Origin of the sequence: Myxococcus sp. CA051A (assembly GCF_013336705.1) — a bacterium.
GTDB lineage: Bacteria > Myxococcota > Myxococcia > Myxococcales > Myxococcaceae > Myxococcus > Myxococcus llanfairpwllgwyngyllgogerychwyrndrobwllllantysiliogogogochensis.
In genome coordinates this window covers 101,032-113,174 of the sequence record NZ_JABUMS010000024.1, presented here as the reverse complement: position 1 = coordinate 113,174, position 12,143 = coordinate 101,032, and the positions used below count along the sequence as shown (strand labels likewise).

The following is a 12,143-nucleotide window of genomic DNA, read 5'->3' as shown; positions in this document are numbered from 1 at the left end:
GGCCACACTCGAGCCTCGGCTACCTCACGCCTCTGGAATTTCGACGGCAGTGCGAAGCAGTGGTACCCAACCCATCCCGGCCGGCACCTCTCTCGTAATCAGTGGTCCGAAGGATCCAGGCAGGTCAGAGTTGGGAGGTCCAGCCTCTTGACGCGGATAGCCAGAATGGAAATCGAAGTGCTTCGGCGCAAGTTGCTGACCAGCAAAGGGAAAATGTGTGTCGTCGATGTTTCCGAGTCCCCTTTGTTCCCTGGCTATGTCCGGACGATTGAGATTCGTGCTGAGTCGGTCGTTGGTGTTGCCTCCGAGCAATGGGGATATGCCGAGGGGGGGCGTGGGGCAGGCGTGCCCCCCTGTCTGGAGTGACTGGGAGTATGTCGACGATGGAACCACCCGGACGCGGCTTTCCCTCCCCGGCAGCGGCGGAGTCCACGAGGTGCTGCTCCGACGAGGGCACGACGTCCCCGCCAGACTCAAGCTGCGGTATGACAACCTGGGCGACCTGGTGGAACAGTTGAACTCCACCACCACGCCCGCGATGCGGTCGACGTCATCCGCGCGCACGCGGGGATGTCTCAACCCCCGTGACTACCAGGAAGGAGTGGTGGACAGCCTGTGAGCCGAGACGACGAGAAGACCGCGCCGGCCGAGCCCCGGCGACAAGGGCCTCAGCGGTTGGCGGACCTGATGCGCAAGGCCATGTCCCAGGCCCGTGAGCAGCCTTCGGCGGGGCTGGTCCAGCTCGAGGCTGACTGGAAGCGGCGGGAGGTGGAGTTGCGGCAGGCCGAGGCGGCGGAAAGGGTTCGGCTCGAGGTCGCCCATGCCGATGCGTGGCCGCTGCACCTGAAGCTGTGTGCCGCCCCGTCGGAGGCAGTGGAAGTCCTCACCGGGGATAAGGTGTTGGAGACGGCCGCCCTCCGCGCGGCGAGGCTCGTGCTACAGGAAGGGCTGCGCACGCTGCTGCTGTCTGGCGGCACCGGAGTGGGGAAGACAGCTGGAGCGTGCCACCTCTTCCGCTCCGCGGTGCGCCACGAGCCACGCAGTGGCCAGCATCTGCCAGTGTGGGACGCGTCCGCCGGGTTCTTCGTGCGCTGGTCGCAGCTGAAGCGCGTCAGCGACGATGAGGCGGAGGACGACCAGCTTCTCCAGCGAGCCACCCGGGTGCGCGTCCTGGTGCTGGACGACGTCGATGGGTTGCCGGGCGAGGAGTTGGGCCGGCGCGACCGGGAACTCCTCGAGGAGTTGGTGGACAGGCGGGACAGGGCCGGCATGGTGACGGCGTACACCACCCACCTCTCGGTGCAGCGGAGGGACGGCGGGCCCTCGGACTTCGCCACATACGTCGGCGCCCGCGTCGTCTCCCGCATGAGCCGCCCGGGGACGTTCCACCTGGCCGACTGCGGAAACCGGGACCTGCGCCGGGGAGCAAAGCCGTAACGCAGTCCCTGTGCGCGCTGGGCAGGGACGATAGCGGCCTTGTCCTCCTGGGTCGCGGCGGCTCTGACCTGTCGCTGGCGCACCAGCGGGGGTTGCGCGAGTACTCGCGGCGTCACGCGAGAGCGTCCAGGAAGTGGGCTGTGCGCGCGGTGCTGGAGGTTCCCTCTGAAGAGACCTTGCTCAATCCCTGTCTGGGAGGAGCGAGCCAGTACGCACGTATTCCCCCTTGTCGGTGTGAATGGCGACGAGCCCGCAGGTCGCACACGTCATTTCGACCTGGGGAGGTGGCTGTGGCATGCCCCGCTTGACCCGACTGGATTCGGGCCCCCAGATGGAGTCAGGGTCGCTCTCGCCGCCGCAGGCAATGCAGCGGAGAGAATCGAGCAGGGCCTTCCTCTCCTTTTCGTAGCCGCGATTCTCGATACCGATGAGGGCGAACAGCAGGAGGATGCCGATGCCGGTGAGCGCGAGCCACAGCGTGAAGGCATACAGGATGTCGTACATGGACACTTCCTGGCTGGCCGGTTCTCTGTGCGGCTTCGCGACTCAGGCTGCGGGAGACGCACGGTACGTGCGCTTCGGCTCCCCCGTCTCAGTGAAGACGGCGGTGAGTCCGCACGCGGCGCACGTCGCCTGGACCAGGGCTGGAGGCTCTGGGATGGACGCGCCGTGTGAAGGAGTCATTCGCGGCGGAGCGGACCGGGCAACCGACGGGGGGGCGAACTCCCCACCGCACTCCGGACATCGAAGCGGTTGGACCCAGCGTTGGAGTCGCAGTTGTTCGCGCCGCTCCGAGAAGATGATGCCCACGAGGACGATGACGGTACCGCTCAAGGTGATGCCCAACCACAGCGGGAATGCATCCATGCCGACCCCCTGACGAACTCACCGTATCAGGGCTTCTACCTGGTCTGCCTGCGGAGGTCGGAATGATGCGCTCCCGCGTCGACACGTGCAGGCGAAGCGCGTTGATGGCAAGGGCCAGGCGATGCAGCATCTCGGCCAGGCGGCATCCGGCACCACGGCATTCGGAGTCAGTGGTGACCAGGTGGAGGTGGAATGACCAGCCCGGAGGTGCCATCCGCGACTTCACGGGTCGGCGGTGTCCGGGCGGGTCGTGCGGTGGATGTGGTGTTCTACGGCGTCCAGCGAACTCGCTTCGGGCCGCCCTGGTCTACGCACCTCCGGTGTGCAAATGTGAGGCAATTGCCACATAGTTGTTGAGAGTCCCACAGGGTGTCGTTGCAGCAGCGGACACCGCAGGTGTACCAGCCCGGAACGCAGGCCTCCACGACCTCAAGTGGGCACGCGAGTTCGGCTCCAGGTACGGCGCTCTCGATGGACATCTCCTCGTGGGCGATGGCATCGGATGACTCTGACGCCTCAGGGAAAGGGCCTCCGCACGCCATCACCCACACGAATCCAACCCACAACGCACAACGACGCAGTCCCACGGTAGCCATGGTTGCCTCCGCTTTGGTTTGCGTCCGCCTATCGACCAGGAGGTCGGACGCAATTCAAGAGCATCACGGCAAGTCCGAGAACTCCATGTGGCGGAATGTGAGTAGTTGCTCCAGTCAACTATTTGTCGCCTGCCGTTGTGCTTCGCCACGTTCGTGTCGGGTGGTCGGCCGCTGCTCCCGTCAGCACGGTGGCACCAGGTGCTGCCTCCGTGGATTGACGGTCGGCGTGGAATCCATGGTGGCGCGGCATGCGCCGCCTGCCGCTGAGAGAATCCAGGCCACGTGCTGCGCCTGCTGTTCCCGGAAGGCAGCATCCCGAAGAAGCTGGACGACGCACGGGTGGTGCCGCGGGCTTTCGATTCAAGCGAAATCCTCTCCTGTGCGCAGGAGGCCGCACATGGAGATAGCGAACCGTGGGCCGTCCGAAAGGCAACATTGTCTTGGGAATGAGGATGAAGACTGTCGTCCCGATCCGGGAGAAAGGAGGCGTTGCGGACGTGTGCGGTTGGGCGTGTTGTGGCCCTGGTTCGGCAGTGTCCCTGTTTGGCTGAGCAGTCATTGCGCAAAGGACCCATCCATGAATCCCCAAGTCATCCGCCTCCCGAGCCTTGTTGTGGCGCTCTTCCTTGTGTCCAGCTCCGCTTGGGCGGGAGAGAGTCGCCTTGCGACGTACTTGCGGCCTGTCACCGTCAAACCCTTTCCGGCGATGGCCTGCACCGACCTTGCGGCGGAGCTGGCGAGCGCCGCGGATGAGCGTGGCATCTCCATCAACAAGGAGCAGATTGTCACCACCACCGCGGAGAATGTCACCTTCGCGGGGACCAGCATCGCGGGCTTCGAGGAGGTTCCCGCGACGGAGTTCCCGAATGGGGTCGATGTCGGCTTTGTCTATGTTGATGCGCCGGAGCTCGATCTCCCCGCGGGCTTCTATGCGTTGAACGCCCATGCGAACGAGGAGGACATCCGCGAGGGCTCCTACGAAGGCACGGTGGGGCTTGTCGACCAGGATGGGCAGGAGGTCGCTCGGGTCGCCGCGACGTTCCAGACCTTCTCGGTCACCGTTCCGAAGCCGCTCCCTTTCGAGCGAACCCAGGTCGAGGCCCGGACGGAGATCGAGGATGTCCAGGGCATGCTCATGCGCCGAAGAATCGTCATCGTCTTCAGGTGCCCGAACGGAACCACCATCATCATCGTCATCAGCTTGGGCCGCAGATGATGCGCGGCCTCAGCGCGGGGCGGACGGTGTTCTTGTCATAGGTCAGCCTCGGGCGCATGCGCTCCCGTGCCGTCGCAATCCCTGTCAAAGGCCCCCGCCGTCACTATCGGCGGGGTGCCTCGGGCGCTTCCTCGCGTCGGCTTCGTTCGCCACCGCGCGCTGCACGCCCTGACGTGCGTGTACCTCCGCCCCATGGGCCCACAGGCCCATGGGGCGGAACGGCCAGCCATGCTGCAGTGCACCCTCTGGCGCTCCCTGTGAGGATGGACGTCTGAACGTCGCCCTCCGCCTGGCGTCCTCCGTGCTCGGAGTGGGAGGGACCGGCGAGTACAATCGCTGACGAAGCGGTGGCAGAGGCTACTGCGTAAGGGCCATGTCGCAGCGCCACTTCCCGATGCAACGGCAGTAGAACTCGTAGCCGTCTGTGCAGCAGGGGACGATACCGCCCTGAGTAGACGAGCAGGCCTGGCGCTCCATGTACGAGCATTGTGGAGCGCTGCACGTCGGCTCAGGGGGATTGGGGGGCGTTGTCGGGCAGGCGATGGCGACGCCGTCACAGGTCACGCCCACGTTGTTCGTCGCGCTACAGGTCGTCGCCGTCGAGGGGCAACTGACGGATCCGTTTGCGCAGGACGCTGTGCAGGTCGACAGCGTCTCCGAGGACACGCTCATCTCCCGCTGCTCATCGGACACCTCGGCCGGCGCCGCTCCACACCCGATGGCGAACACCGCGGCGCAGCTCAACAGCAACAGCTTCAAGCTCTTCATGGTGAGTCCCCTGTCATGAAGGTGTGCGAGCGGAGGACGACCAGGCTGTCGCCATCTTCTGTAGTTTAAGAAGCAATTGCAATTTAAGTGCAGTTTGCGCTGCCCAGCCACGGGGACCTGCGTCACCACTCAACTGCTGTCGCAGGTGGATGACTGACTGGAGCCGGGCCTCTTCTTGCGGACCACAAGAACATGGATGCGGACTCCTTCCGACCTCGTGAGTCTTCCAGGGCGGTAGCCTCGCGTCGGCGCACTGTGCCGGGGCCTGGTTTGAGCGGGACGTGAGTTTGAAGTATCCTGTCGGACGGCGCTGATTGCTCGGGGGACATATGAGCGAAACTGGAGAGACGCCTTCAGAGGAGCAGCTTCGCCTGGAGCGTGAGCGCTTGGAATTGGAGCGCAGGCGGGTGCTGCTCGAGGAAAAGCGGTTCGAGCATGAGCGGACCACGTCGACCTCTCGCCAGGGGCTCCTCAATCGAAATCTGGGGGCCGTGATTTCGGTGGCGACGATCTTGATTTCAGGCGTCCAGGTCTGGGTGGCGGTGGCGTCGAAGGAGAAGGAACTCGCGCTCGCGAAGGAACAGAAGGAACGGGAGCTACAGCTTGCTCAGCTTCAAGCGGAACGTGAGCTGGACAATGGGTGGCGCAAGGACTTCTTCGAGTATCTGAAGCTCAATGACGAGGCCATCTTCGGAGCGGATGCGAAGAAGCGCATCTTGAAGCGCAACGTCCTGGTTGCCGCCTTTCCAGAAAGTCTGGTCGGGCAGATTCGGGTGGCGCTCGCCGAGAGCGCGGGCTCCGCCGGTGAGCTGAGCCTGGTGTCGGCACAGACTGAAATGGTCGAAAGGCCGCCACCGCGTGTGTATCTGGCGGAGGCCATCAAGTCAGGGCCACCGGCCTCGGATGTGCCGGCTGGCGCGCGCAGGCTGGTTGCCGCGGCCCAGGCGGAGCGAACACGGGTGTTCGTCCACTACGCGGACCCGAACGACAGATCGATAGCCACAGCACTTTCCCTGGCGCTGGACGGTGAAGGCTACGGGGTTCCGAGTCCCGAAATCCTCACGGAAGGAGCGTCATCGACAGGTGACGTTCGCTACTTCCACGCCGATGACAAGCAGCTCGCCGACAAGGTGGGAGCGCTTGTTCAGCAGGTGCTCGGTGAGAAGGGCGTGGCGCTCAGGGGAAACGTCCGCGTGATCGGGCTGCAGGGAAAGTACGGGAACATGCCGCGCAGGGTTCTCGAGGTGTGGCTCCCCGCGCTGGGCAAGCACTGAGTGTGTTGGGATTCGTCACCGTCGCACGGGCCCGCCCGGAATCCTCCCAGGCGGGCCCTCACGACGACCTGATTACAGCAGGGAGCAGAGCAGTCCGCGTCCCGTCGTTCCCGAGGGACAACCCACGCCCTGGCAGTACGTCACCCCGGAGTCGACCGCGGGATTGCCCAGCAGCGCGGGGACGCGGACCTGACACGTGCCCGTGGTCTCATTGCCCGTCGCGTCCTTCACACCGTAGGTGAACGTGTAGACGCGTCCGTTGCCCAGCAGCGCCGACTCCGCGCGGACCAGCGCGGACTTGCCATCAGCCGTCAGCTTGATGTCGTCACACGCAAGCAGCCGCAGCAGCGACAGCGCATCGTTCGGCTCGTCGGAGCTGACGCGCAACAGCGTGCCCGCCTGCGCCAGCGGCAGCTCCCCACCACAGTTGTCCACCGCCGGCAGCGCGCAGTCCGCCAGTGACACCAGCACGTAGTCCGAGCCCACCGACGGCGTCAGGACGCGCCCCCGGCTGGCCCCCAGCACCGGCGCCGTGGTGTCGACCACCGTCACCGTCGCCGAGCAGGTGTTCGCACTCGCCCCGTCCGTCACGTCCAGTTGCACAGGCGTCGTCCCCAGCGCGAACGGGCCCGAGGGAAGCTGCGTCACGCTGAAGGGACCCGGAAAGCCGTCCGGGTCATGCGAGCCGTGGTCCACCGAGGCCACGCCCTCGCAGGCCGCGTCCGCCGCCACCGTCACGTTTCGACAGAGCGCCACCGGACCCTGATTCGTCGCACAGGGAATGGAGAAGTCGACCGCGGCGACGTTGTTGGCCTCGTTGTCCTCGTTGAAGACCCCGTCGTCGTCCGCGACGACCACCACCCGCTGGGTGCCCTCCGGCACCGTGAAGGAGAGCTGGAAGGGGAAGCGCTCACCACCCACCAGGAAGGGCACGCTGAGGGTTCCCAGTCGCGTACCGCCCGCGCCGGTGCCGCCCGCGTACACGGCCGCCGTGGAACCGGCGATGCCCGTGGCCCCGTGGTTCTGGATGGCCCCCGAGAGCGTCAACGCCGTGGCCTGGCACGACGCCACCAGGTCCTCGACACTCAAGTCCAGCTCACCCACCGCCCCCTCATGGACGCCCAGTTCACCCACGGGCGCCGTGGCATCTTCGGGGCCTACGCCTTCACAACCGCCCAACAGCAACAACGCCGCGAGCGCGGGAACTCCCAATGCACGTGTCATGTCTGGCTCCGGGGATGGGCCTCGAATCGAGGCATCCAAAGAATACGCGACGAGCCGGTGCCTCGCTCATGGGTCATCCTCGGAATTATGCAATGACTCACGGCGGGTGGGTTCTCACCCAACCTTTGACGTCGGAGCCCTGGGGAGAAGGCCTTTCGAGCAGGGGAGTTTCAGGGTTGATATTCATTTGCTGGGGTGGCTGGCATTGTTTCCAATGCCATTCATTCACCGGCGGCCTCCGTCGAACGGGTCGCGTCAGCCTCGCTCGCGGCATGACCTCATCGTGGCAGCCCCTGCTCACGAGGCTTTGACGCCCGCGACGATGAGTCCCACGCCGGCCGTAAGCAGGCCGAGCGTGAGGCTCCCCGCGCCAATCCACAGCAGGGCCAGCAGTCGGTTGGGCCGCTGGGGGTCCTTGCCGAGCACGGAGAGGAAGAAGCCCGCGGGCATGAGCAGCGCGGCCACCGGGACTCCAAAGCGCGCGACGACGTCGTAGCCGGCCGGCAGATGGGCCGCGTCGAGCACCACCAGGATGACCAGGCTGAGCATCAGCAGCACGGCCGCATGCGCATGACCCGCGCGGAAGAAGTTCTTCTGCAGCGCGTTCGCGGGGATACTGCCCCGCCCGACACGGGTGAGGAACCAGCCGCCTGATTCCACGGTGATGAGCGAGAGAAGCAGGACGCCGAAGAGGATGAGGGTGTGGGGTTGGATAGCCATGGTATCCAATATTAGATACCGAAGGTATCCAATGCAAGGGGCCGTGCATGCGCATCTCTGAACTGGTGGAGCGGACGGGCGTTCCGCTCGCGACGCTCAAGTTCTATCTGCGGGAGGGGCTGTTGCCGGCCGGAGCGGCCACGTCGGCGACGCGGGCCGAGTACGGCGAGGCCCATGTGCGGCGCATCGCCGTGATTCGCGCGCTGACGGAGACGGTGGGCCTGAGTGTGCAGAAGGCGCGGGAGGTGCTCCAACTCATGGACCGCCCAGAGAACGACCTCTTCGAGACGCTGGGCAAGGCGATTGCCGCGCTGCCGCCCAGCGTGACGCCGGAGGCGGCGGAGGATTATCCCCGGGCCCGCGCGGTGCTCGAGAAGCTGGGCCAGGTCTATGACCCCCGGTTCGCCGCGGTCGCCCAGTTGGAGCTCGCGCTGGCGGCGGCGGAGTCGGCGGGCATTCCCTTGGATGACAGGCGGCTCGCCGTCTATGGGCCGCACATCCGCGCCATCGCCGAGTTCGACGTCGGCAGTATTCCCCGGGAGGCCACGGCCGCCGTTGAGTACGCCGTGCTCGGAACGGCGGTCCACGAGCCCGTGCTCATCGCGCTGCGGCGGCTGGCGCATCAAGACGTCGCGGCGCGGCGACTGGGGCAGGGGAGCGCGAAAGCAGGTGCTCCGACGCGGCCCCGGTCCAAGGGGCGCTGAGGGCTGGCTGGGCGTTTCACGCCACGGAGCTTCCGTGCGCAATCGACGCGGGTGAACGACGTACCCGTTGCGGCCGTGGGCGTATCATTCGCCTGCATGCTTCTGGCCTCGAGCGAGGAGCGGTGGGGCCTCTTCAAGGAGCGCTTCATGAGTCAGCGTGGAATCGTGACGAGGTGCGGTATCGCGACGGCGTGTCTCTGGGGCGTCGCTTCGAGCGGCAATGCCCTGGCCGCCCCTGAGTCCGCTGCCGTCGTGCCCGAGGTCATGGCCGTGGGCGAAATCACAGCCGCCTTCGCGGACTTTCGCCGGACCTGTGAAGCCGATGGGCGGCGACTGTGGGGGCACTCGCTGTGCGCTCCGTTGCTCGTCGTACATCCTGAAACGCGGGCCTTCGTGGCAAGCGAGTGGCCCGGGAAGTCCGGAGCGGGCCCCTGGGTGGGCGTCCTGCCCACCGACGTCACCATCGCCAACACGGCGCTCACCTGGGCCGGAGTCTCATGGGTGCAGCTGAGGGCGCCGCTGCCCGAGGCCCCCGCGCGTCGTCGCGCCCTGCTGGCCCATGAGGCCTTCCATCGGCTCGCGAACTCGTTGGGACATCGCGGCCAGGAGGGGGCCAATGCCCACCTCGATGACTTCGAGGGCCGCACGCTATTGCAGCTCGAGTGGCGTGCCCTCGCGTCCGCGCTGCGCTCAAGCACCGCGTCCGCGCGCCGCACCGCCGTCGAGGACGCGCTGGCGTTCCGGAGCGAGCGTCGAGCGCGCTTCGCCTCGGCGACCTCCGAGGAGGGCTCGCTGGAGCGCCATGAAGGGCTCGCGGAGTACACCGGCGTGAGCGCGGCGGCCGGCCAGGCTCGAGAGCGCAGGGCGCTGGCGCTGGAGAACCTGGACGACGGCGCTCGGCGAAACTCCTTCGTGCGGGCCTTCGCCTACGCGTCAGGCCCCGCCTACGGCTTGCTGTTGGATGAAGCGGGCGCCTCCGCCACGGGCTGGCGAAAGCGGGCGCTGGAAGGCGCGGACCTGGGGGACCTGCTCGGGGAGGCCCTCCGGCTGCCCGCGCCAGGGCCCGAGCGGAACGTGGCGCGGCGCGAGACGCGTTATGAGGGCTCCGCCCTGCGCGAGGCCGAGACCACGCGTGCGCGGCTCGCCCGTGAGCGCGCGGAGGCCCTGCGCAAGCGCCTGGTGGAGGGGCCCGTGTTGCGCCTGCCCCTGCTGCGCATGCGCATCCAGTTCAACCCGGGGGAACTCGTCCCGCTGCTCGAGCATGGCACCGTGTATCCGGGAGCCCGCATCGTGGATGAATGGGGCTCGCTCAGCGTGACGTCCGAAGTGCTCGTGGCCCAGGACTGGAAGTCCGCCACCGTCGTCGCGCCACCCGAGCGTGCGCAGGGCTCCCGGTGGCAGGGCGATGGCTGGGTTCTGGAACTTGCTCCAGGCTGGAGCGTGCGCGCCGGAGCACGCCCCGGAGAGCTGGCCCTCCAGGCTCCAGAGTCCCGCTAGCCTGGAGGTGCGTGCTCAGCCCTCCTCGGGCTTGGCCTCCGGAAGGTGGATGCGCACCGAGCGCACGCGCCGGGGCGTCGCCTCCAGGACCTCCAGCTCCAACCCGTCCTTCGTCCGGAGCTTCGTGCCGGGCTCGGGAATCGCGCCGCCCGCCAGCGCGATGGTCAGCCCCGCCACCGTGGAGTAGTCGTCGTCCTCGGTCAGGTCCAGGCCCAGCTCCCGGTTGATGTCCCGGATGGCCGCGCTGCCCTGGACCACCGCCGCCAGGGGGCTTTCGCGCAGCACCAGCTCCTCGGGCGTCTCCGACTCGCTGAGGATGTCGCCCACCAGCTCCTCGACCAGGTCCTCCACCGTCACCAGGCCCACGACGCCGCCGCGCTCGTCCACGATGATGGCCAGCTGCATGCGCCGCCGCTGCAGCTCCTTCAGCGCGTCCATGGCCCGCATCGTCTCCACGAGGAAGAAGGCGGGCCTCACCACGTCCTCCAGGACGATGAGGTGCCCCTCCCAGGCCACCCCGAGCAGGTCCTTGGCGATGACGTAGCCGACGATGTTGTCCATCGTGCCCTCGAACACCGGCATGCGCGAGTGCCCGTGCTCCAGCAGCGTCTGGCGAATCTCCTCCGCGTTCGCGTGGCGGCGCAGCGCGACGATCTGCTCGCGCGTCACCATCAGCTCGCCCACCGTCAGGTCGCCCATCTCGAACGCACGCGCGGCGATCTCCCCGGCGCGCGGGTCCAGGGAGCCCTGCTTCGTGGCCTCCTCCACCAGCGTTTGCAGCTCCTCCGCCGACAGGCGGCTCTCGCTGAAGGTCGTCCGGTCGCCGAACAACCGCAGCACCACGTTGGAGCTGGCGGTGAGGAACCACACCACCGGCCGCATCAGCCACGACAGCCCGTTGAGAGGACGGCCGATGAGCAGCGCGTAGCGCTCCCCGGCCCGCAGCGCGAGCGACTTGGGCACCAGCTCGCCCAGCACCAGCGACAGGTACGACACGACGATGACGACTCCCGCGAGAGCGACTTCGTCCGCGGTCTCCGTCGGAAGCCCGAAGCCCGCGAGCACGGGGGCCAGCCGGTTCGCGATGCTCGCGCCGCCGAAGGCCGCAGCCGTGGCGCCGATCACCGTGATTCCAATCTGCACCGTCGCGAGGAAGCGCTCCGGGTCCTTGCGCAGGGCCTCCACCGCCTTCGCGGAGCCGCTGCCTTGCTCCACCAGTTCCTTCAGCCGCGTGCGGCGCAGGGAGATGACCGCGAGCTCCGCCCCGGCGAACACGCCATTGGCCAGGACGAGCAACAAGATGATGAGCAGCTCCGAAACGATGATGGCCCTCCTCTCAGGAGCCCTCTACCGTAACCCCGGATGCCCGGCCGCTCACTCACCAAGTGACTGCAAGAGGAGAGACAGTTGATCCTGGCTGGCGCCCTTGGGCAGGTAGTAGTGGGGGCCGGACAGCAGGGCGTCGCCCACGTCCTGGGCCGCCGCTGACGTGAGGAACACCACGCGGGGCAGGGGACCGCGCGGAAGCCGCGCCACGACCTCCAGGCCGCTCATCCCCGGCATGTTGAGGTCCAGGAGCATGACCTCGTAGCGCTCACCGCGCCGAAGACTGGCCAGGGCCTCGTGGCCATCGGCCGCTTCGGTGGCTTCATACCCCAGATCCTCCAGGCTGAGCCGAAGGAACTCCCTCCAGTCCGCGTCGTCATCGACGACGAGCACCCGTCTCGCGCTTTCTTCATCCGTGTCCAGTCGCGCCAAGCATCCTCCCCGACACGGGAAGAACCTCCCTGCGCACCCTCGACATTCGCTTCCTCGGGAGAAATGGCCCCTGCCTGGAGAG

General features: G+C 67.1%; 14 protein-coding genes. 8 read left to right on the top strand and 6 right to left on the bottom strand.

Annotated elements, in window-relative coordinates:
• Positions 1-436: 436 nt before the first annotated feature.
• Both HUA74_RS40855 and HUA74_RS40850 read left to right on the top strand, forming a co-directional pair.
• Complete coding sequence (locus HUA74_RS40855) at positions 437-619, top strand: hypothetical protein (protein ID WP_141649025.1); 183 nt, start codon at positions 437-439, stop codon at positions 617-619.
• On the top strand, positions 616-1,437 hold the full coding sequence (locus HUA74_RS40850; protein WP_174458906.1) for a hypothetical protein: 822 nt from the start codon (positions 616-618) through the stop codon (positions 1,435-1,437). Before HUA74_RS40855 ends, HUA74_RS40850 begins: the two co-directional genes overlap by 4 nt.
• Before the next feature lie 180 nt (positions 1,438-1,617).
• Here HUA74_RS40850 and HUA74_RS40845 read toward each other — a convergent pair whose 3' ends face one another.
• Positions 1,618-1,941 carry a hypothetical protein gene (locus HUA74_RS40845; protein WP_174458905.1) on the bottom strand — a complete coding sequence of 108 codons (324 nt, stop codon included), beginning with the start codon at positions 1,939-1,941 and terminating at the stop codon, positions 1,618-1,620.
• A gap of 42 nt (positions 1,942-1,983) precedes the next feature.
• On the bottom strand, positions 1,984-2,304 hold the full coding sequence (locus tag HUA74_RS40840; RefSeq protein WP_174458904.1) for a hypothetical protein: 321 nt from the start codon (positions 2,302-2,304) through the stop codon (positions 1,984-1,986).
• A gap of 878 nt (positions 2,305-3,182) precedes the next feature.
• Between HUA74_RS40840 and HUA74_RS40835 the strand changes: the two genes are divergently transcribed.
• From HUA74_RS40835 to HUA74_RS40820, 4 genes are all read left to right on the top strand, one after another.
• Positions 3,183-3,350: a hypothetical protein gene (locus HUA74_RS40835; protein ID WP_174458903.1), complete on the top strand. Its 168-nt coding sequence runs from the start codon at positions 3,183-3,185 to the stop codon at positions 3,348-3,350.
• Positions 3,351-3,477: 127 nt separating this feature from the next.
• Complete coding sequence (locus tag HUA74_RS40830; protein WP_174458902.1) at positions 3,478-4,116, top strand: hypothetical protein; 639 nt, start codon at positions 3,478-3,480, stop codon at positions 4,114-4,116.
• A gap of 475 nt (positions 4,117-4,591) precedes the next feature.
• Entirely contained in the window at positions 4,592-4,903 is a 312-nt protein-coding gene (locus tag HUA74_RS40825; protein ID WP_174458901.1) for a hypothetical protein, read from the top strand.
• A 367-nt stretch (positions 4,904-5,270) separates the two neighbouring features.
• Positions 5,271-6,158: a hypothetical protein gene (locus HUA74_RS40820; RefSeq protein ID WP_174458900.1), complete on the top strand. Its 888-nt coding sequence runs from the start codon at positions 5,271-5,273 to the stop codon at positions 6,156-6,158.
• Between the two features lie 72 nt (positions 6,159-6,230).
• Here HUA74_RS40820 and HUA74_RS40815 read toward each other — a convergent pair whose 3' ends face one another.
• Positions 6,231-7,382 carry a CARDB domain-containing protein gene (locus HUA74_RS40815; RefSeq protein WP_174458899.1) on the bottom strand — a complete coding sequence of 384 codons (1,152 nt, stop codon included), beginning with the start codon at positions 7,380-7,382 and terminating at the stop codon, positions 6,231-6,233.
• Between the two features lie 297 nt (positions 7,383-7,679).
• Positions 7,680-8,102 (bottom strand): hypothetical protein, encoded by a 423-nt coding sequence (locus tag HUA74_RS40810; protein WP_174458898.1) that lies wholly within the window; start codon positions 8,100-8,102, stop codon positions 7,680-7,682.
• A 47-nt stretch (positions 8,103-8,149) separates the two neighbouring features.
• Between HUA74_RS40810 and HUA74_RS40805 the strand changes: the two genes are divergently transcribed.
• A complete protein-coding gene (locus tag HUA74_RS40805) occupies positions 8,150-8,806 on the top strand; it encodes a MerR family transcriptional regulator (RefSeq protein WP_174458897.1) in 657 nt (218 codons plus the stop codon).
• A 147-nt stretch (positions 8,807-8,953) separates the two neighbouring features.
• The gene (locus tag HUA74_RS40800) at positions 8,954-10,303 is read left to right on the top strand and encodes a hypothetical protein (protein ID WP_174458896.1); all 1,350 of its coding nucleotides are present in this window, start codon (positions 8,954-8,956) and stop codon (positions 10,301-10,303) included.
• 15 nt (positions 10,304-10,318) lie between these two features.
• Here HUA74_RS40800 and HUA74_RS40795 read toward each other — a convergent pair whose 3' ends face one another.
• Positions 10,319-11,599: a hemolysin family protein gene (locus HUA74_RS40795; RefSeq protein WP_141647371.1), complete on the bottom strand. Its 1,281-nt coding sequence runs from the start codon at positions 11,597-11,599 to the stop codon at positions 10,319-10,321.
• A gap of 78 nt (positions 11,600-11,677) precedes the next feature.
• On the bottom strand, positions 11,678-12,061 hold the full coding sequence (locus HUA74_RS40790; protein ID WP_141647363.1) for a response regulator: 384 nt from the start codon (positions 12,059-12,061) through the stop codon (positions 11,678-11,680).
• Positions 12,062-12,143: the final 82 nt, after the last annotated feature.